This window comes from Lysinibacillus sp. NPDC093712 (genome assembly GCF_050280025.1).
GTDB lineage: Bacteria > Bacillota > Bacilli > Bacillales_A > Planococcaceae > Lysinibacillus.
The window spans coordinates 18872-40676 of the sequence record NZ_JBNNUU010000007.1; the positions used below are offsets into that span (position 1 = coordinate 18872).

At 32.5% G+C, this 21805-nt stretch carries 21 protein-coding genes and 1 other RNA gene; 1 reads left to right on the forward strand and 21 read right to left on the reverse strand.

All coding sequences use genetic code 11. The annotated features are described in order from the left end of the window. Nucleotides 1-18: 18 nt before the first annotated feature. Entirely contained in the window at nt 19-471 is a 453-nt protein-coding gene (locus ACQKNX_RS20150; protein WP_427430401.1) for a hypothetical protein, read from the reverse strand. A gap of 244 nt (nt 472-715) precedes the next feature. Between ACQKNX_RS20150 and ACQKNX_RS20155 the strand changes: the two genes are divergently transcribed. Further along, on the forward strand, nt 716-1312 hold the full coding sequence (locus ACQKNX_RS20155; protein ID WP_427430402.1) for a Pycsar system effector family protein: 597 nt from the start codon (nt 716-718) through the stop codon (nt 1310-1312). 94 nt (nt 1313-1406) lie between these two features. On the opposite strand, the gene ACQKNX_RS20160 is transcribed toward ACQKNX_RS20155, so the two are convergent. The 20 genes from ACQKNX_RS20160 to smpB all read right to left on the reverse strand — a co-directional run bounded on the left by ACQKNX_RS20160 (nt 1407) and on the right by smpB (nt 21779). After that, a complete protein-coding gene (locus ACQKNX_RS20160) occupies nt 1407-1967 on the reverse strand; it encodes a hypothetical protein (RefSeq protein WP_427430403.1) in 561 nt (186 codons plus the stop codon). A gap of 28 nt (nt 1968-1995) precedes the next feature. Beyond that, complete coding sequence (locus ACQKNX_RS20165) at nt 1996-4035, reverse strand: DNA primase family protein (RefSeq protein ID WP_427430404.1); 2040 nt, start codon at nt 4033-4035, stop codon at nt 1996-1998. A gap of 128 nt (nt 4036-4163) precedes the next feature. Next, a complete protein-coding gene (locus ACQKNX_RS20170) occupies nt 4164-5006 on the reverse strand; it encodes a PriCT-2 domain-containing protein (RefSeq protein WP_427430405.1) in 843 nt (280 codons plus the stop codon). A gap of 17 nt (nt 5007-5023) precedes the next feature. Further along, nucleotides 5024-5524 carry a hypothetical protein gene (locus tag ACQKNX_RS20175; protein ID WP_427430406.1) on the reverse strand — a complete coding sequence of 167 codons (501 nt, stop codon included), beginning with the start codon at nt 5522-5524 and terminating at the stop codon, nt 5024-5026. A 583-nt stretch (nt 5525-6107) separates the two neighbouring features. After that, a complete protein-coding gene (locus ACQKNX_RS20180) occupies nt 6108-6659 on the reverse strand; it encodes a hypothetical protein (RefSeq protein WP_427430407.1) in 552 nt (183 codons plus the stop codon). Between the two features lie 99 nt (nt 6660-6758). Then, nucleotides 6759-7388 (reverse strand): hypothetical protein, encoded by a 630-nt coding sequence (locus tag ACQKNX_RS20185; protein WP_427430408.1) that lies wholly within the window; start codon nt 7386-7388, stop codon nt 6759-6761. A 54-nt stretch (nt 7389-7442) separates the two neighbouring features. Then, complete coding sequence (locus tag ACQKNX_RS20190; RefSeq protein ID WP_427430409.1) at nt 7443-8252, reverse strand: hypothetical protein; 810 nt, start codon at nt 8250-8252, stop codon at nt 7443-7445. Between the two features lie 128 nt (nt 8253-8380). Next, entirely contained in the window at nt 8381-9607 is a 1227-nt protein-coding gene (locus ACQKNX_RS20195; protein WP_427430410.1) for an S-layer homology domain-containing protein, read from the reverse strand. Between the two features lie 201 nt (nt 9608-9808). Continuing rightward, entirely contained in the window at nt 9809-10177 is a 369-nt protein-coding gene (locus tag ACQKNX_RS20200) for a hypothetical protein (RefSeq protein WP_427430411.1), read from the reverse strand. Nucleotides 10178-10293: 116 nt separating this feature from the next. Next, nucleotides 10294-10647, reverse strand: a complete 354-nt coding sequence (locus ACQKNX_RS20205) for a hypothetical protein (protein ID WP_427430412.1) — start codon at nt 10645-10647, stop codon at nt 10294-10296. A 195-nt stretch (nt 10648-10842) separates the two neighbouring features. Next, a complete protein-coding gene (locus ACQKNX_RS20210; RefSeq protein WP_427430413.1) occupies nt 10843-11775 on the reverse strand; it encodes a hypothetical protein in 933 nt (310 codons plus the stop codon). Next, entirely contained in the window at nt 11726-14914 is a 3189-nt protein-coding gene (locus ACQKNX_RS20215) for an exonuclease domain-containing protein (RefSeq protein WP_427430414.1), read from the reverse strand. Before ACQKNX_RS20215 ends, ACQKNX_RS20210 begins: the two co-directional genes overlap by 50 nt. 70 nt (nt 14915-14984) lie before the next feature. Next, on the reverse strand, nt 14985-15635 hold the full coding sequence (locus tag ACQKNX_RS20220; protein WP_427430415.1) for a hypothetical protein: 651 nt from the start codon (nt 15633-15635) through the stop codon (nt 14985-14987). 548 nt (nt 15636-16183) lie between these two features. Next, entirely contained in the window at nt 16184-16633 is a 450-nt protein-coding gene (locus ACQKNX_RS20225; protein WP_427430416.1) for a hypothetical protein, read from the reverse strand. Nucleotides 16634-16787: 154 nt separating this feature from the next. Next, a complete protein-coding gene (locus ACQKNX_RS20230) occupies nt 16788-16994 on the reverse strand; it encodes a hypothetical protein (RefSeq protein WP_427430417.1) in 207 nt (68 codons plus the stop codon). A gap of 11 nt (nt 16995-17005) precedes the next feature. After that, nucleotides 17006-17980, reverse strand: a complete 975-nt coding sequence (locus ACQKNX_RS20235) for a tyrosine-type recombinase/integrase (RefSeq protein ID WP_427430418.1) — start codon at nt 17978-17980, stop codon at nt 17006-17008. A 162-nt stretch (nt 17981-18142) separates the two neighbouring features. Beyond that, nucleotides 18143-18498: a transfer-messenger RNA gene (gene ssrA / locus ACQKNX_RS20240) on the reverse strand. Between the two features lie 228 nt (nt 18499-18726). After that, nucleotides 18727-20091 carry an anti-sigma factor family protein gene (locus ACQKNX_RS20245; RefSeq protein WP_427430419.1) on the reverse strand — a complete coding sequence of 455 codons (1365 nt, stop codon included), beginning with the start codon at nt 20089-20091 and terminating at the stop codon, nt 18727-18729. Next, nucleotides 20072-20611 (reverse strand): RNA polymerase sigma factor, encoded by a 540-nt coding sequence (locus ACQKNX_RS20250; RefSeq protein ID WP_427430420.1) that lies wholly within the window; start codon nt 20609-20611, stop codon nt 20072-20074. Before ACQKNX_RS20250 ends, ACQKNX_RS20245 begins: the two co-directional genes overlap by 20 nt. Nucleotides 20612-21311: 700 nt before the next feature. After that, nucleotides 21312-21779, reverse strand: a complete 468-nt coding sequence (gene smpB / locus ACQKNX_RS20255; RefSeq protein WP_340822545.1) for an SsrA-binding protein SmpB — start codon at nt 21777-21779, stop codon at nt 21312-21314. Nucleotides 21780-21805 lie beyond the last annotated feature (26 nt).

The following is a 21805-nucleotide window of genomic DNA, read 5'->3' on the forward strand; positions in this document are numbered from 1 at the left end:
CCTTTCCATAATCTATTCCTACTCCACATTGTATTTCTTTTCCATTAACTTTTTCCTACACTCTGGATTAAAATAATAATCTATGATTGTTATGATGGCTCGTGCTGCCTCTAAAGCTTTTTCTGTTCCTTTTTTCTCTTTATCGTTGACGAATACCCCCATAACTCTATCCCCAACTATTTGTCTAACTCTACCACCGCTTTTATATACACATAAAACCATAGCACGAACAAACGCCCGATATATTTTCGCCATACTTTTTGCCCAAGAAGTATCAGATAATGTAGTAGAGCCTCGTATATCAACAAACAATATTGCACATTCAACTAATAGTCCTTCGTTCGCATCAGTTAAATCCTCTACAGCTGGAACAACATCGCCTTCATATTCCTCGACTTCCATCGGTGAATCTAAAACTTCTATGATTTTATCACTAATTTCTAACAATTCAACATTTGTAAGTATACTCACGGCTTTCGACTCCCTTTCTTGAAGAATTAAATGTATAATTATTTTGAAGAATGCTACTTTTTGAAAGCATATATTTGGATATTACTATTATAATACAGGATGCAAATTTACTAACAATAATTTACTCTTTTAATGGAAGTAGGTAGATTGCAAATGAAATATGTAAATTATAATAAGGGTGGATTTCAAGTATGGAAAACTAAAATAATAACATAGTTAGACTTTATACTTAGGGGGTAATGAAATGACTAATAACAACAATAAAGTTAGCCATTCCGATGGGCAAAACAGAGAAGAATTGGGTAAAATTTTAGAAAGGATAAACTTCTGGATAAGTAATTGTGATACAAAAATATCATTCGCTTTAGCGTTTGCGGGTGTTTTATTAGCTGGTTTTTTTTCTAGTAGCATTATTACTGGCTCATTAAATACATTAATTGAGAAGACCGCTAAAATAAATATTGCATCATTTTGGGAAGTAGTAGTTTTGATTGTGTGTACATTGGTCTTAATAGTATTTATCATTTGCACAGTTGTAGCTGTCACCTATCTATTTAAGGCTTTAAAAGGAGCAATTGATACTTCTGTATACAAAGAAAGCGGATTAACATCTGATTCGTTGATTTTCTTTGGAACTATAGCAAATCAAACTTTTCAAGCATTTAAAGATAAAACAAACACATCTGACGATAATAAAATGAAGAACGATTTACTGTCACAGATATATATAAATTCGAAAAATTGTGATAATAAATTTAAATTGTATAATATTGGAGTCAATCTTTTAATAATCTCCGTCATATTATTTGTACTACTGAATATTCTTTTTTTGTTTATTTAATAGTGTAAAATACAGTACTTGATAAAATTCAAATTCTTTATTTATCTAAAAGAATAAAGAGTGAATGGAACTTTATTCATTCCATCCACTCTCCTTATTCCTCTATATCTCCAAAAACGCTTCTTAAATATTTTTGTCGCTCTTCACTTAAACTATTAAAAATTTCTTCATTAAAATATTCTTTCATTTCTTCTACTGTACAAATACCTTCTACCTCATCAGTAAAAATTCCATCATCAATTTCACATTCTTTAAATACCAAGACAATAAACCCTTCTATTTCTACAGCTCTATCAAGTGCTATTTGTGCAAATAAAAACGTATCATTGATTTTCTCTTTAATATTGTAAAAATCACTTACTTTTAGCAAGCCATTGGCATTATTAATATAATGCCATACTACACCTGCTTCTCTTTCAATAATTTTTTCTAATGCACCTTTTTCTTCTGCTACATTTTGATAATATGCTGCCAATGATATATTGAAATCACGCTCTATAAATACCTCATAGTCGCATGAAAAACCTTCTAAATCAATCTCATTGCTACTCATCCCAAACCATTCATTCAATTCTTCAATAAAAATGCCCTCATACTGTTCTTGACCTTTATTCGCAAAATCCACTTGAATCACTTTACTTTTATCATTTTTCATAAAATAGCTCCTCCATATTTAATCATGCTTATCCCATTAAATCCTTTAAATTGACCACATTGCCATTCGTATGACCTTGCTCTACTTTATTTTCTATAAAATCCTCCAACTCGCCTTTAATCACACCAAAGCATTGTTGCACACGCTTTGATTTACCATTCTTCTTAATGGGCTTCTTCACAACTCGCCCTTCAAATCCTTCTATATCCACAAACAAATCTATTTCAAAATTCCCTCTATTTTTGGCTCGATAATTATTATTTTTACACCACTCAAAATATAATTCATACAGCTCGTCCAGCGTTAGATAATCGCTTTCTAATAGCTTCAATACTTCCATTTCATTTTGCTGATTTTTATACGTCAATTCCATCATCAATTCGTGCTTCCCATGACGCATTTCATAATCCAACAGCGTGACATTTTCCATCATAAATTTCTTAACAACTTTTAAAGAATTAAGATATTCTTCAATGAGCCTTTCCATTGTTGGTGTAACTGTTAATTGCTTTGTATGATTGATAACATTGCTATAAGCCTTGACACCTAAATGTATCAAGCATTGAATAACTTTTTCATCTGCTACATACATGGCTATTTCCTCACTATTATAAACAGCTTTTTCAGCAACTTTATATGGACAATTAACAATTCTTAACCGCCTTTTAATTGCCTCACCACTCTCATTAAATTGTGGTATAAAGTTACAAGAGAAAATCAAGTTTGCATAGCTGCTTTTAAATTCACTATCTTTAAATTTCCTCTCCATTCTTAAATTATCTTCGCCTGTCAATAGCTTTAGATTTTTCATATCCACGATACCGTTCTTGCCTAGCTCACCACCAATATTAGCCAACTTCCCTTCTAGCAAACCAAGCGTGAAACTTTTATCATTGGATAAATCCTCTAAGCTCACATTACTTACATTCGCTGCACCTAGTAAATTGGTGATAAGACTTAATAATGTACTTTTACCATTACCGCCTTCACCATATAAAATCACAAATTGTTGATGCAATATCCCCGCTGTCATACACATGCCAATATATTCTAATAAAACAGGAATGGATTCCTCTTCTACAATTGTTTTTAAAATATTCATCAATATGTCCATAGATTGCTCATCATACTGCTCACTATAATTGAATGGAATTTGATTCTTTGATAAAAAAGCAGGTGTATGAGACTTTAGCTCATTTGTTTTTAAATCATATAATCCATTCATAAAATTAATTGTTGTAGCAAGTTGATTTTTATATTGATAATTTGTATGTTTTTCGGTATCATCATATTGTGTTAATTCAATGTCCAGTTGATTTAGCACTTCTCTACTATTCTTAATATCGCTATATAACACGCCTAATTTATCTTTGATTTTCTTATTCATTATCTTGTGATAATCCACATAAACACCTTTATCATAGATATAATTCGTATTGCCCTCTCGCATAAAATGCTCTTCTTTTAGTAATTCCTCTGCTACAAGCCAATAATTTAACCGATTATCAATTAAATATTTTTTCATTCGATTTTTTTCAGCGTTGATTGTTTCCATATTGTTATCCTTCAAATTTTTATAATAATCCGCTAATAACTTACTAATAGATTGATAGACGATATCAAAGTCCTTTGCTTTCACATCCAACTCTCTCAACATTTTATTTTTATATCTTATAAAATAATGAGCGTAGCCACGCTCTCGCTCCACCGCATACAACAAACTGAGCAAATAATAATTGAATAGCTCATCTTCATCGAGATTTACAGAAGACTTTAATTGTTTTAAAGCAACTATTTCCTTATCTATTTTTAAACAAATATCTTCTATCTCCAAAACACTCTCTAATTCATCATTAATATGTTCTAAATTAATAAAAAATTCTTTTCTATAGCTATTGTCTGTTTCTTCACTAACCAACTCACCATTTACTTGTTGTTGCAATAAAGCTAATTCACTTTCCATTGCAAGTAATTCTTTCATTTCATCATTACTCAAACTATCAATCCCCTTATTCACCATCCTTTCTATAAATATCTCCATCACTTTCATTTTTTCTTTTAAATCCAAAATACCACTCCTCTAATTTATATTATCTTTACCACTATTCCATCTTATAATATCGATATTCATCTCATCAACCAATTTTCGTACATTTTGAATTTTATTTTAAAAATCATATCAATTATACAAACATATCATCTTTTATGCTTATCACCATAACCTAACCGAACAGGCGATTTGCCTTGATTAAATAAACTACAACTTTTACATAAACTACTTCCATTTACTTTATTACAAAGGAATGGCTTCATTTTTTGTTCAACGAGTGTTTGATATTTTCTTGTAACTTCAGTTGCATTATACCTAGCATCATCCCTACTCCACTCATGCGCCTTATTAAAGCCATCCTTTAGATTGGCGCACAGCATCAGCAATAGATTCCACTCCTCATAACTACATTCGTGCTGTTTATCCACCTTGTGGCGTACCCAATTACAGCGCTCATAAATTAAATCACCATCAGCCTTTTTATCAGATGGATAGCTGCTTTGTTGCTTGCCATGAGCTATCTTGCGCTGCTCCCGTTCAATCGTTTCCTTTAAAAACCTTTTTACATCCTCATATTTTAATTGGTTGGCATCCTCAAAATACTCAATCGTAACCAGCTTCGGTTTATCTTTATTTTTAAGGTTATAAGTAAATGGCACACGCATCATTTTTAACACATTGGACTTATCAATTTTCTTCCCCAGCTTGTTAGCTTCTTGATTGACATACTCGCTAAATAGCCTATAAATCAAATTGATTTCCTTACGTTCCTCAATCGTTTCAAGGCGTAGTACCTCATCAAATTTGTAGTACACATGTAGACCGCCTCCACTATTTACGATTATCGTTGGCTTAATAGGTAAAGACATCATAAAGTCAATTGCTTGCGGGAAGCTATCAAAATATTGATGATGCTGTTCGTTATGATGCCCCTCTATATTGACATCAACATCTAGCCATAACCCAAATACCTCGCTAATGGTTTCCACAGTACCTTTCACACGCTTTAATATATTTTGAGTAAGTGCCTCAATATCAGCTTAAAATAGCCATGAAAATCGTGCTTACTGTACTCATTTAACTTTTGCCACATGGTATCGTAGCTAACTAAACCATTTTGTAATTCAGCTTTCTTCTTATTTAAATTGATACCTAACTCTCTTTCTTTTTGCTCAATATGACGCAACGCTCGTTCCGCTTTTGTGGCTTGATAGCCATACCCTTGATGGATGTACTTTTTATAAAGTGCTGCTACTATTTCATGCTTAGTGTTCTCCTCTCCTACCTTTTTTAATTTTGCTTCCTTTTCTAATTGCAAGGCTAAATTGATTTGAACAGTATACCCTTTAGCTGCTTCTGCTTGAATGTAATCAACCACACTATCTTTATCATGCACATCAATAAACTCAGTTATCTTTGTATCTATATTAAATAATAGAAACCTACCTTTATATTCAATATCACTAGGATATAAATATTCCAAAAAATCATTCATACTATCTATCATCCAATCAATCCTCCTAAACATTTATTTTTACAATCAAATCATAAAACAAACATTTAAGTATCGTCTATAAAGTTTTACGCACTTCCTAAAAAATCGGTTATATCAGTTACACTGGTTACACCTTTTTTACATAAAAGGTTTATAAAAATATTTATTTTTAAAAGAAAAAAATATATGTATATCATAACTATCAAAATAGTGTAACTGGTGTAACCCATATCTATTTATTATCTATTGTCAGTAATATTATGTAGTATTTTATAAGGTTAATAGTGCTATAAACCTTGATATACCAACGTTTACAAGCCCTTTCTTAAATTAAGTATGTATTTCATAATTAATATTTCGTGTAAAAATGAATGTAACCGACATAGGTAAATATGTAACCAACACCCTCAAAAATGTAACTCGGTATGTCTATATGTGCCTTTAATTCATAGCGTTCCATACAATTACATATAAAATTTTGCAATAAAAATACGCTACCCGATATGAGTAACGTTTATTGAACATTTATATGAGATTTTTAATCTGTAATCCAGTCCATAAAACATCTCTTTATGAGAGTGCTAAAAAATAAGATTTATATCGCCCCATTACTTCTTAAGTTTTTCATAATTTGAGGATTATCATTCTCAACACTATAGAAGAAGTTTTCGTCTACATGATTTTCAATATCCCATTCTTCTATACCCCATTCATTGGTAGTAACTAGTATAATTTTTTTAGATTGTGTGCGTTTTATTTCATCCAAAAACTTATTGTATCTTTTTGAATTTTTAAGTACCGATTCGACCGGATAAAACAATGTAAAAGTATCTTCATTGCCTTTTGGGTTATTTTGTGTATGAGTTGCATAACTACTAAAATTCACACTCATTTTCCCCAATTTATAAATAGCGGTTGATTTAATTGAATTAGGTAGCAAATCTTTTTTAAACGCACCATTAATATGGTATGACATATCAGACATAGAACCCGTTCTTATAATCCCTTTATTAAATACTTGATTTAAACAAGAAAGTGTTACTCTTAACTTAGCTTCGTTATCATAACCTCTTACTAGCATTGTTCTTTTATCTGTATCATTTAAAAAGTTTGTTATAGCTTCAATTGCTTTTTGCTTATCAGTCATAATACATCCCCATCCTTCCATCTACTAAATTCGACAAAAGGAGATATTTTCCTTCGATAAAATTCCATTGTTTTTAACAAATAACACACAATATAACTTTTACGAATTTTTAGGAAAGAGTTTTTCATTTCGTTCTTTATCAATATGTTCAGCAACTTCTATAAAAATTCTGTCAACTTTTTCTGGCTTTAGTTTTTTACCTTTTTCTATTTCTATAATTATCCTTTTCCATTCAGCTTTTAAAATTACCTGTTGGATAAAATGTATATTAGCACTTAGGTTATTTAATTCTTTATAATCATCATCTACTGACTGGCTAATGTATTCTGTTAGTAAGTTTGATACTTGATTGAAAAGTACACTAAGTTTTTTAGAATAATCTTCTTTTGGGTTTAGCAACAAATAAATTTTTTGTTTTACGCTCTCTAATTGAAGTAATTTATCAAAATGCGCTTTCCCTTTTTCATCTTCAATCGTTACCTCATCCAAATTATATAAAGTCACTAGCAATGTTAACTCTGACATAAGCATTGTATATTCAACAAAACTATCTCTTATTTTATTCAACCATTTAATTCTTTCTTCACTAATAGTATCAATGTATCGCCTTTGTTTTAAGCTAGTAAAATTTAGTTTTCCAAGAACAGTGTTCAAAAGTAACGTTAAAGCTCCTATCGTTAAAGTAATAATTGCTATTTGTACCGATACCTCTAGTTCTAAAAAAGACACTAATAACACCCCTAAATCGTTTTAATTATTACTACTACACCATTCATGTGATAATTAAAAATACAAATATAGTAAATTAACATAACCAGCAGAAAATGAGTAATTGTAATTGCCAATAGCTATACCTTCTTTTAATTGCTCATCAGTTAATTTATTACCTGAATTTCTTACCATTTCATATGTATTTAATACATTATCTTGAGATTTATCTAAATAACTTCTATCAATATATATTTTACTTAAATAGAATCCCCACTCACCTTTTTTAGCCATCATAGAACCATCATTAAGATATGAAAATACCATTTTTTCTTTATTATTTTTATCAAATATGTAAGTAGTATTTTCAAAAGTCTTATAATCTAAATTAGCAGGAAGTTTTTCAACAAGTGACTTATTTGCAGTCGTTACTTCCTTTTTAAATTCTTCGGTCTTAAACTCACCTTCAGTATCTTCTAAACCAATAATATCTTGGCGTTTTTTTCTTTCTTCTTTAATTTTATCTACATCAGCACTTTGACCACCAGGCGTAAAGCTAATTTTAACATCACCATAAGAAGTCACTTTACTTCCATTATTACTCTGAGTATCTAAAACTTCCTTCTCTACAGCATCATCTTCTTCTAACTCTTCTACTTGCTTTTCAATTTCTAAAATTTCTTTATCCGTTACATTTGATTGATTTTGCTTCATATTTTCTTCAAATTTAAATTTATCTAAGTCTTCTTCTTTTACAACTTCTTCTGTCGGCTTTTCAGCTGGTTTTTCTTTGTCTTTACTAAATACTAAAAATAAACCAACTAATAATAATAATAAAATTAATACAATTGAAGATATTAAAATTATTAATTTCTTTTTATCCATACGAAAAAGTCCTCCTTTCATTTAATCACATTACCAAATTTTTGAAATTAAAACTATAGCTGATAAATAAAACCACCTATAGTTATTAATTGTTGTTATATTTTTTTAAATATCAATTATAATAAATTTTATTTAGTGTAGTAAACTGTATAATTACCACTTGAACTGCCCTCTATTATCAATTTTGAGTTTATTACATTCTCATAAGGTGGGTGTATTTTTGACTTATCAACTGTATAACCAGTTACATCTTTAATTATACTAACAACTAAGTCAGAATCAACATTTTTAGAATATGAGATATTTGCTCTACCATTAGCATTTACAAAAGAAATAATTAAATTATCTTCAGAAAATACTATACGTCCTGATTCAGCCATAGAAACCTCATAACCATTATTTTTAATACTGTTCATAGTTTTATCTGATAATTTAGAAACACTCTTATTTAACTCTGTTACATTAACATCTTTAGATGAAGCACCACTACTCACAGGTAATTTAGCATCACTAAAATCAGAACCATTATCTACAGGTGGTTTTGTATTACCACCGTTGTTATTTCCCCCACCAGTAGACGGTTTTTCAGAACCTAATTTACCAAGTCTTAAACTACTATCAAGTTTTGACATCCCCTTGTTAGCTTGACCTACTAAAGTTAAACCTTCTTCATTTTTATTAGCTACTATTGCAATTCCCGTAGCTTGTTCAATATTAACATTATGCATACGGTATAAAAATGCCGCTACTTGAGCACGTGTTAAGTTGTTATTACTTCCGAAGTATTTAAATAAATCTTTACCTTCAAATTGTAAATTTTGTCCGGTAGTAATCCCTTCACCAATCATGAAATTAATAGAATCAGTAAGGCTATTAGCATTACCTGTTAGATGACTTATTGCTTGAGCAACTACACCACGTTTAACAGTTTTATTTCTTAAACCATTATCAAAATAGGCATTTAATGGAGTATTGTAACTTGCAAGTGAATCATAATAACCATCCGCCCAATGACTAGCAGGAGTAGCTTTAACTAAATCTCCTTTGTCATCTTTTAAACCTAAAAACTCAGCTAACATCTTAGCAAATTGTGATTCTGTAATTGGTTCATTTGGCTTAAATGTTCCATCAGGATATCCCGTAATAATACCTTCTCCCTTAGCCCAATTGATTGCATCATAAGCATAATGCGATTTTGTTACGTCTTTAAATTGACCTACTACCTGTTGAGCTACTTTTGTATTTATATTTCCACTTGAAGCTTCAGCAACAAGACCTTCAGTTCCTAGAGCTCCAACTACTAAACTACTTACTAATAATGCACCATATACGCCTAATTTCATTTTATTTTTCATTTTTATTTCCTCCTAAAAATTTATAGTTTTTTAACAAATGCTGGTATATTTATATTAATATTTTACCTTAATTGTGACAGGAAACAACATAAAATCTAAAAAAATATAAAAATAAGAAGCACTCAAAGAGTACTTCTTAACTTTAGATTATATAATCGAAATCACTTTCAAATCTCAATATAACCCTCATAATCATCAAGGTTATTTGCTATCTCTCAAAATATCCTCCCTAATCTCTTCAAAAAAGCACTTTACTATATCAAATCCATGATTGATATTATTACATTCCTCTTTTCGCCCTAAACAATCCATAACATATTTTTTACCACCATCTTCAAAATACAAAAAATCCCCATCGTTTAAAGTAAAATAATCATAAGTATTATTTATGAATGTAAATGAAACATATCCATCTTCAAAACCTATCTCATAATCATTACTGTAAAAATAATCTTTTATTTCTTTGAAAAATTTATCATTATTGTTTAAAGAAATAATTTTCACATTTTCTTCTATTTTTCTTAATATTCCTTTTATTTCAACTCTATTTTCTACAAAACTAAAATACATATACATTCTCCTGTTCTATATAATAATGCTATTTTTATTCAAGAGGCACTCAAATGAGCCTCACATTACTTATCTCGATTACTAGACTAATGTTTCATATTACAAAATATTTCTCTCTAATCTTCTCCCTCTTCTGCTTTAAAGCCGACAATTACATCATATTCATCTAAAATCAATCGCTCATAATCATAAAATTGTGCGTCAAAATATCTATTTTCTTTGATACAAATAGCTACATTATATTCAAACAAATCTATTAATTCTTCTAATTCGATTTCTCCACAAGTTTCATTTTCAAAAATCTCATATACGTAATCATCGATTTTAACTTTATCAATGCTCATATAATTATCTATTTTTAAAAAATAAACATACTCTCCTCTCGAACCTATTTTGTATATACGACCTAAAACAACTTCATTTTCTATCAAACTATACATCACTAAATCATTAAAATATTTTTCAATCATAAAATCTCTCCTTTTTTAATACATATAACAAAAAATAAATATTAATAATATTATATAAAAACTAAATTTAAACCGTCTATCGAATTTTACGCAAAAACAAGATATTTTTTAAAAAACTAAAAAACCACTATAAAAATAGTGGTTTAAACCAAATTTATTAATTATCAAACTAACAATCAATAATATACAAAACAATTATTTATCAACAAACCTTTTAATCATTAATGGTAAGCGTATATTCTTCCCTTCAATCAACGCTATCTTATCCTCTGATTTATCTACATCAGCCTTTAACAGCTCAATATGACTAGTAAACAACCAACGCATAAAATAAATTTGAGCCGAACTTTTTCTCGTCTTATTAGGAAGTGTGTAATACGTTTTCGGATTTTCATATTTTTTAATCAACCCATCAATTTGCTCCCTATCCTTTAAAAAGATACTTTTATCCACATCTTTATCTGATAAAGACTGATTTATCATGACCTTTGCAAAGGCAAGTGGATAATATATTTTGTACCAAGCCAATCTATAAGCATTAATGACATAAGCAGCAGCGTGAGCTAATGGAAATAAATATCTAACCTTTTTGATGCTTTCAATGAACCATTCCTCTACATGATGCTGTCTTAAAACTTCCTCATATTTTTTCCACTCAATTTGATTAGCGGCTTTATTTTTACTGCTATGCAATTTACCTTTGCGAATGAATTCAACGATTTTATTACTTAAAACTTCTTCTACTCCATATTGCATTAACAATCTTTTAAAGTTCTCTCTACTTGTAATGAGTTCACTAATTTCTTTGCCGTTCTTTAGCAATACGTCCGCATTATCATCCCATAAGCCCTTACCGTGTGTTAAACCGCTAATCGCTACTAAATCGCTAAATTTTTGAGGGCTTACTTGCTTAGTGACATTGGTAGAATAGTTTGTGTTAAATTCACTTATCATTTCAGTACGTCCTAATGCAAATTCCTTCATAACATCACTATCATACATATCAATATCAGTAATACTAACGTCTGTTTCTTTTTCTAAATAATACAACCTTGTATTATCATCTTGGCTCAAAATATCAAACTTTAAAATTGCATCCTGGCTTATATTCTGATTGTAATGTGACATGACTAGCATCATAGCCATCTTTACTATAGGTAATACCACTGTAATAATGCACATCTAACTCTTCTGGAATCACTAACATCCCTCCAGCATGTTGACCGCTGCTAAATGCTACTCCGTTTAAAAAATCTAACGTTTCTTGAAAAACCAAGCTGTCAAAATCAAATGTCAATATCTCTACTAATTGCTCGCCATTATCCTCTTGTTTTAATTTTTCTATATATAGAACGTTAAGATTATTTTTATCAAAATGAATATAATCAATTGGATGTAAATCACCTTCTTCATCTAATTCATAAAAATCACTAACATCATTATCGTATCGTTCTTCTAGCGTTTCTACTTTTATATTTCCCTTCGCTTTATGATACTCCCAAATGATTTTTTTACTTTTCCCCTCGGCAAGTGTGCTAGTTGTGCCAGCTCGTACTATATTGTGCTCACCGAATAAGCTGGTGATAAAATCAATCATATGCTTTTGAATCTCACTACTAAAATTCAAATCTACGTCAGGCGTTTTTTCACCGCCATAGCCCATAAAACTACTCCAATGTATACCAAAACCATTTCCCTTTAAAGAACCACCACAAGTACATTGCTTAACAGGCAAATCAAAGCCGCACACTACGTTTTCATCTCCACTAAACTCTACTTTTTTGCATGTATCACATTGATAATGTGGTGGTAATGGATTAACTTCACTTATGCCCATCACATAAGCGAGTAACATGCTTCCAACACTTCCTCGACTGCCTACTAAGTAACCTTTGCGCTTGCTTTCCTCCCCTAATAAATAGCTGCCATAAAAAACAACCTCATAGCCGCCTTTGTATACCATTTCCAGTTCAAGTTCTAATCTATCTTGGACTGTTTTATCAACATGCTCACCATATAGCTCTTTAAGCCTTCTTTCTACGACCCCAAGCATTTTCTCCTTCTCATTGCCTTCTAACATAGATGGCTTTACTAACGGATGCGTTGGTACTACCTCATAAGGAGAAAATCTATCCAATAATTTGATGGTATTGATAGAAACAATTTCTCTTGCTCTTTCTGTTCCAAGAAAATCAAATTCGTTTAATAATTCCTCTGTTGATTTATAATAAACGTTTGTTCTCGCTAATTCCTTATTTTGAATATATGAATGGAATCTTCCACCATGTTTCTCAAGTTTTAAGCCCTCAATATTAACATTTAATAAATCATCACCAGTTAATTTACCCATTATAAATTTGTTATATAGCTCTTGCTCAATGTCACTAAATTCCTCATCTTTACAAATTTTATTATCAAAATATTGCTGAATGGTGGTGACATTTTTATCTAAAAATACCTTGCTACGATTATCGAACCACAGCATGTCTAAATATTTTTCCTCGTACTTATGAAGGCACAACACCTCACACAAACTGATAACCATTTTATTTTGCTTTTGACAGATACCATCAACAATTTTGATTAATTGCTTCAAGGTTTCTACTGGCACACCCTCAAAATGATGATTACTATATGGGCCATTGAAACCAATCACATCATAATTATCTAAAGCACGCTCATCAAATTTGCCGTTTAGTAGGTTTTCGAAAATGTCTTTGCAATAAAAGCCATTGCTTACGACTAAAATATTTTCTCTATTACCTTTAACATTAATATCATCCCAGCTTAAAACCCTGTTTGTTGTATCAGTATTAACCTTGCTACTTAATTGATTAATAAATAGTAAACCCTCTCGATTTAAGGCGTAGAGTGTGACCATTTGTGGAAAACGTATATCTAGCTGACCTTTTAAAGGCTCGTTACACGCTACTAAATCTTTATTGTGAGCTGTCATATCCTCTAGCAATTTATTAAACAATTTGAAGGTAGACAAGCTATCAGAAACCGCTCTATGATGATTTTCAATCTTGATTCCGTACTTTTCTAACATGCTTTTTAAGCTATAATTCTTGCGTTTTCTTTGCTTCGCTAATACTTCTTCCTCTACAAATTTACTTAAATATAGGGTATCAATTAAGGCAAAATCATTTAATTTCTCATCGAGCCTATACATTCTGCTTCTTACATTGATAAAATTTAAATCAAAATCTCTAGCATTATGCCCAACTAATACATACTTTTCATCACCAATAAAATCATAAAAACGCCTTAATGCTGTTTCTTCATCCACACAATGCTCTACCATTTTATTTGTGATATTTGTAAGGTTACTAATTTTTTGATTGATTTTATTTTTAGGCTTAATCAATTCATTAAACTCTTTAACAACCTCATCGTTTTCTATAATTACTGCTCCTATTTCAATAATTTCATTAAAAAGCGGGTAAATACCTGTCGTTTTTATATCAAATACGAGGTATTTTACATTTCTCAAAAATTTCTCATCTGTTATCTCACTGTTTTTCTCATACAATTTCTCACTATTTACTAAGTAATGCAGATGCCGATTTTGATTAACTATAAAATCAACACCATAAAACATCTTCATTTTTTTGATATTCTCTAAGCGTTTTCTATTTACCTCACTTGGATTGTTCTTATATTCCTCCGCCATCACCTTTTTGTATTGCTTCAATTGTTGCTCAATCAAAGGAAAGCCTCTTACCGTTCCTTTTTCTACAAAGCCCAATCCTTGATAATTAAATCTATTGGTTAGCTCTATAGCGGCTGCTTCTTTTACAATGCTTTGCATGGTGGAATATTGACTAATCGCTCTAAATTCAACTCTACCTATTTTATCTGTGTCTACTCTATGCCCAATATCATTCGTAATATCTTTACAGTCCTCTATATCTACTTGCAATTGCATAGTAGGCGCATTGATATTACCTATATGAGCAGATGTTACACTAAAATTTGTGTACGTTTCGTCTAAACTTGTTTTGCCTTTTAATTCGTAAAAATGCCCTTTAACAAAGAAGTTTTTAATTGTTTCTATACTATCTTTGTCATGCTCTTCATACTTCACAAAAATAATACACTTTAGATTGCTTGCTCCATCATTCAAAACAAAAATGAGATTCTCACCCTTGCCACTACCCCATGCCTTAACCAATACATCACTGACCATTTTTCCACTGACTCTTACAAGGTCATTTTCTTCAACTATTTCATTAATCCTTTTTTCTTTATTATATTTATCCATTATTTGCCCCCTCAATTTTTTAGAAAAATAAAGCGAGTGAAGCACTTACACCCCACTCGCATGAACATATTTAATCAAACTTGATAAAATCAGTATAATTAATATTACCTGTTCCATTTACATTAGCTCGTGTGCTTTTCTCCTCATTTACTTTTACTTCATTTTCCAAAACTTGATGTGCTTCATCTGGTGAAACCTCATCAAGTTTCTCAATTTCGCTTACTACCCCATCAATTTTCTCAATTTTTTCAATAGGTTCATCAAGTTTTTTAAATTCTTGTTTTTTTCGATGAAAATTTTCTATCGCTTTTTCCTTCTCTTGTATGCCATACAGCCAACCAACCTCATTCCTCCCATTCTTTGTGTAGACAACGCTAACGATTTTCAATTCCTTTAACTTCCCCACTAAAAAATCTTTTAATTCCGACTCTTTTATTGCTAAATTATCAAAGTCAATATCCAGAAATCCTATTAAATATATTAATTGATTTTTCCCTATGTCATTCACATTTGCCTCATCATAGACTAATACATTTTTTATTAATCTATAATCTCTATCTACTAAACGCAATTTGAATTTCCACATTTCATACCGATTTTGATTTTTATCTACTTTATCTGATTCACATTCAATATTTTCTATAAGTAAATCATATACATCATCTTTTAATAAACCACCTTTCTTATTTTTCATATTTATTAAATCATTTAAATTAACCATACCATCACCCTTTCTTTCAATCTTACAAACATATATTATTACACAACCATTAATTCCATCAACCAAATTTTACGCAGTTTCAATTATTTATTATGTATTGGTTACAAATTTACTATCATGGGTTACATTTTTACCCTTCTTGGTTACAAAAATAGCTATGCTGGTTACACATAAAAACCGCTATTTTTTCATTTAAATTAGCACATAAAACCTTCATAAACGTTGATATATCAAGGTTTATAACTTATACTTTATTTTTAATATGATTAATTTATCTATTACGGTTACACTGGTTACACTATTTTTAGAGTTATGATATAGATTTATTTTTTTATGTAGTAAAGAAAAAATCCTCATAAACCTTTTAGTCAAATAAGCTGTAACTTGTGTAACCGATGTAACCGCAACAAATAATAAGGTTCTATTATTGTTGTATTCAATGAAGTCCATGAACACAAAAAAACCATGCGTTGATACTCGCATGGCTACATCTATGACCTATGATATTTTGGCTTATTACTTATGTGTAGTTATTGCTATAGGGAAGATTATGCCTTTTCCTTTGCAGGAAGAATCACCTCAAATAAATGTGCTTCTTTATCTACGCCTAATTTCTCTTTATCGGCTTCAGGAACAGCCTCTATTTTCAAGCGTTCAAGTGGTAAGTCAATGCCATCCACTTTTAAGTCATCCACAATTTGATTGATACTAACGGTTGTTTTATGACCACCTTCCGCATTTCTTAAACCGTAAAAAGTATCTTCTTCATTGCTAAATAAAATAAATAACTTTGTTTTATTGCCTTTTTTATCAACACCAAATTTAAAGAAACCTAATTGTTGCTCATCTAAGTATTCTTTTAGGATTTTGGATGTAGTTAGCTTTGTAAACTCTCTACCTGTATCGTTATATACTTGTTTTCCAATTTTTAAGAACATATATTTATTCCCAGCACCATAATATCTACTTTTATCATTTTTGTTATCTTTCCAATTCACAAAACCAGCTCCTTATTACATATCATTATTTAATTATATTATAAATTAAACAATCAACAATTCCAACTACAAAACGAAAAGGTGTTGATTTTATAACCAACACCTTAACATTCATTTAATTTATAAATATTTAAAATCTAACTATACAATCATGCTATAAAGTATATCTATCCTCCGCATCATAAAAATACTTTAACATCATGAATATCTCTTGCTTTGATAGTGTAACCTCACCTATCTTAATCGACTTACCAATGGATAAATTGATAAATGTTTCAAATGTGACTGTTTTAGCTTCTTCATTATAGGTGGCTCTTATCTCATGAAATCCACTTATCCCTGTACTAATGATGGTTGTCATATGTGTAGCTCCTATAAATAATCTCTTAAATCTTTTGCTACTTCTTCAACATCTAAGTCTAAATATTGCGTTGTAACGGCTAAATCACTATGTCCAAGTGCCTTGCTGATTAAAGCTATACTTGCACCTTTATCATGTAAATTCTTTGCATACGCTCTTCTAATAGCGTGAGCATTGATATTTTCTAAATTATATCGCTTCGCATATTTATTAAGTTGCTTAGATATGGCACAATTTGATGATTTACTTGTATTCATTGGTGTACCATTTTGTGTAATAAAGACATTGCGATTATCTGTGCCGAAATGCGTACGAATGCCTTTATTAAGTTCAATCAACATTTTAAGCATTTCAACTACTTCCATATCAATAGGTAACTTTAAGAATTTGTGATTTTTTAATATTGAGCCATCGAGATTTAAGCACATATTTTCAAAGTCAATATGGCGTTCTCTAAGCTCTCCTAATGTGCGAATCCGAATACCTGATTTGTACATCAACTTAATTGCACAAGCATCTCTAAATCCAATGAATGTTGTTTGGTCAATCAATAGAAGAAGCCTATCTATATCTAATTCCTTTGCTCCTTTTTTCACTTCTTTATCAATTTTAATTTGAATATTGCTCCAGAAGCGGTCTTTAATCCAACCATTGTTATAGAACTTACTTAGTACGGCTTTAATGGATTTTAATCGAATTAATTTAGTAGCTGGTGTAACCTCTAAAACATCCAAATAGTGATACAGCTTATTAATATTAATATCCTCCACATATTCGATATGGCACATTCCTACAAATTGCTGAAAAATGTACGCATAGCTTTCAATGGTGCGTTGTCTATTGCCAGCAATACGCATTTGATGAAAAATCGTTTCAAGTGCTTTTTGAATTTCTTTATCATCTTTTCTTAGCTCTTTTTGCTTGTTCGATATAACTACTACATCACCACTTACTGCAAATACGCCATGTTTTCTACTTCTGGACATACAAAAAACCTCCCAATTTTTTAATTAGAAGGTCTAAGAATCGTTCAAATATGTTATTTTTCCACAGAGATGAAAATAGGGATATTGCCCAAGAGTTCAACTCCCGTTCAATATCCCTAACCTCGAAAATCGTTGATATACCGCCGTTTACAGGCTGGTAACTTATGGAGACGGCGGGAGTCGAACCCGCGTCCAAAGACTCCAATACTTCAGCTTCTACGCGTGTAGTTTGTCCATTCGCAATTCGCGTAGCATTATGCCGACAAACAGGCGTCCTGTACGCTAACCTGGAAATCTCTTGCCGGTGACTCAGGTGGCACCATCGACCGTATCCCACTAAAATTGGGCCCCACGTTCTCTACATGGGCGATAGAGAGGCAGAGCGCTTACGAGCTTACGCTGCGAAAGCTAAGTTTTGTTGTTTGCCAGTTATTATATAACTTCCGTTGATGACGGAGCCGAGACCTCCGACGCGCGACCAAAGCTTGAACCATCCCTGTCGAATCCGTAACGTCCCCTTGAATATGATGCGAAGCTTGTTGCCTCGATCAAACAAAGAGCTAGAATTGCTTCTAGTACGGTTGAAGAGTAGTACTACGCTTCAATACATGCTGGCATTAACAATTCATATTATAAAACAAACCCAGCTGTACTTCAAGTATAGTGCCTTATTTACAGATTTATAGTTCTATATCAACTCCTAAAAACACCTTTTGAAAATCATTAATCAAAAGGTGTTTTTTAGGTTAGCGTATATCCACACGAATTGGTTCATCAAAGTAAACATATTTTAATTCCGTTTGACCGTAAAGGATAAACGAATTTAATTTAATCCCCTCATCGAATGTGATTGTTGTATACTTTTTTTCTTTATCTTCTCGGAATCGGGCTGTATCCCATGCTGTTTTATTATTCACTGTAATATGCCAGTCGCTTATTGTCGTTGTCTTTGCGTCTGATGAAATTTCAAGACGTTGGTCGGGTAAGAGCTTCACTTCATATACTGTATCTTTATAAGTAAATGTGTAAGGTAATTGGTCTACTGTTAGCGGGTGTCGGACATCCGTCGGCAACTCAAACTTGGCACCAGTAACAGCTATATAGCCTCCTTCTTGTACACTTGGATAGGCACTAATTGTTTCGGTATGCGCGTAGCGATCATTTTGAATATTGACGTTATCTTCAGGAACCGAGCGTTTTAATTTTCGACCATCGGCGTCAATAACGTCATAAAGTATTTGTGCATTATAACCTGCATAAGCTTCCTTTTCCTTTAGCGGTAAATCAGCTGTATACTTTTCTGCTTGTTGCTCTACAAATGTTGCCATCTCCTCCGTAAATTTTGTTTCAAATTTGAAGAGAGAGTTTTGTGGTCCATGTTGTGCACGGATAAAGTTTACGTCAACGCCGTCTTTCTCAAACGTAGAACGTAGTGTGACAGTCTCTGTTTGGGCTAACAATTCCTTACGATTAATCGGTACTTCCAGCGTCACCTGTCTATCCGTATCATTGATATATTGAAAGTTAAAAAGCAGGGTAAATTCATCATGTGTCATATCAAATAATGCAAACTCATAGGTAATTTCATTTGTTGAATGCTCTGCATAATAGCTGACTTCTTCCCTTTTCCCGTTTGGTAGTATGAGTTCTACATCACCCTCGGTTGATTCCCTGAAAAACAATTCATTGCCATTATAGCCTGATGCAGCTAACGTTACTGTTATGAAAGCATCTGTTAGCTTAACGTCTTTTCCTTTTATCGTAATAGGCGTAGAACTAGTTACAGGCTCCTGTTTTACAGTCGAAATTACTAGAAATAATAATGCGGCTGTGACGAATGCGGCTGCTACAAAAGTTGCCCGCCAGCCGCGCTTTTTTGTAAGAGAAGTTTTTTTCTTTGGTAGTTGACCCATCACTTGATTTGTAAATGAATCGTCCACATGCACTGCAGGAAACAGGGAGCTTATGAGCTGTTCTGTTTCAAGTTGTTCATCCAATAATGCAGAGCAGGTTGCACATGATTGGATATGCTTGTCCATTTGCATCATTTTGTTATCGTCTATTTGTCCGTCGATAAAATCGTGCATTTCTTCAGTTGATAAGCAGTTCATTAGTAATCTCTCCCTTCAAAATAGCGTTTCTTAGCCGTTTCTTTGTTCTATGCAGTCGGTTTCGTACTTCCGATATTGATATATTGAGTGTCTCAGCGATTTCTTCGTAAGAGCAATTACTAGCATACTTCAGAACGAAAACTTGGTACGTTTTGTGTTCCAATGTTTTAAGCCATTGTTGAAGCAACTCGTTCTGTTCTTTTTCGATTATTAACGATTCAGGTGTTTCTAATGAGGGCGTTTCCTCTAGTGGTGTCCGATCTTCTTTATGCTTTCTTTTAAAATCAATCAGTTGATTAAGCGCGATACGAAAAAGCCATGCCTTAAAAGATCCACCTTTAAAATGAACTAAGCTTTCATAGCATTTGATGAATGATTCTTGCGCAATATCTTTCGCCAATTCCTCGTCATTCGTTTGATAGGTCAAATAGCTGACAAGTGGCTGCTTATATGTATCAACAATGATGCGAAATGCTTGTTGATCCCCGGCAATGATTTTTTGTATCAGCTGCATTTCCATGAGACCACACCTCCTTACATTAAAAACGTAAAATCTTTTAAAAAATCTCACCTAAATCAAAACATTCTTTTTATTGGGTTTTAATTGTTCTTGCTCCGCGGGATTCTCCGGAATTAACCTCCTGCTCCGCGGGATTCTCTCCTCATTTCGCGGAATCCTCACCTCATTTCGCGGAATTAACCTTCTGCTCCGCGGGTTTCTCTCCTCATTTCGCGGAATTCCCACCTTGCTCCGCGGGATTCTCTCAACATTTTGTGGATTCTCCCCCGCTTCGCGGAAATATCTCATTGTTCCGCGGAATTAACCCCTCACTTCGCGGAATCCCCACCTCATTTCGCGGAATTAACCTCCTGCTCCGCGGAATCCTCACCATATTTCGCGGAATTATCTCCTCGTTTCGCGGAATTCTACCCTTGTTTCGCGGAATTACCCTCCTGCTCCGCGGAATTACCTACAGCGTGGTAATCGATACTTTTTAGTTGTAGCGAAGGGCGGGCGACTCCTGCGGGAACAGCACAAAAGTAAGACGCAACAGGCGGCGCGTCAGCGACGGTTGCGGCTTACTTTGTGCCCGTGGAAAGCGTCCACCCGCAGCAGAAATCTCTCCGCTTCGCAGATAAGCCCGTGCCCATAGACTTCACCTTGCTCCCGAATATAAAAAAACTCACCACAACAAGTGGTGAGCTCCTCTCTTAATCTATCAATATTGATTTTTTGCTTTGAAGGTACGTTCCATTTCGCGTTTTGCTTCTTTTTTGCGCATGTCGTCGCGTTTGTCGTAGTCTTTTTTCCCTTTGCCGACGCCGATAAGGAGTTTGGCATAGCCGTCCTTAATGTACATTTTCAATGGGATGATTGTGTAGCCGTCACGTTTGACAGCACCTACTAGTTCGCCGATTTGCTTTTTATGTAGGAGCAATTTGCGGGCGCGTAGTGGGTCGTGGTTGAAACGGTTACCTTGGTCGAATGGGCTGACATGCATGTTGCTAATCCATGCTTCGCCGCTTGTGATTCGAACGTAAGAGTCTCGTAATTGGACTTTACCTGCACGAATGGCTTTAATTTCTGTGCCTGTTAGTACCATGCCCGCTTCAATCGTTTCTTCGATGAAGTAGTCATGCCCTGCTTTTTTGTTTTGTGCTAATACTTTCCCAGTACCTTTTGCCATCTTGTTCACCCTCAATTCAAAGGTTG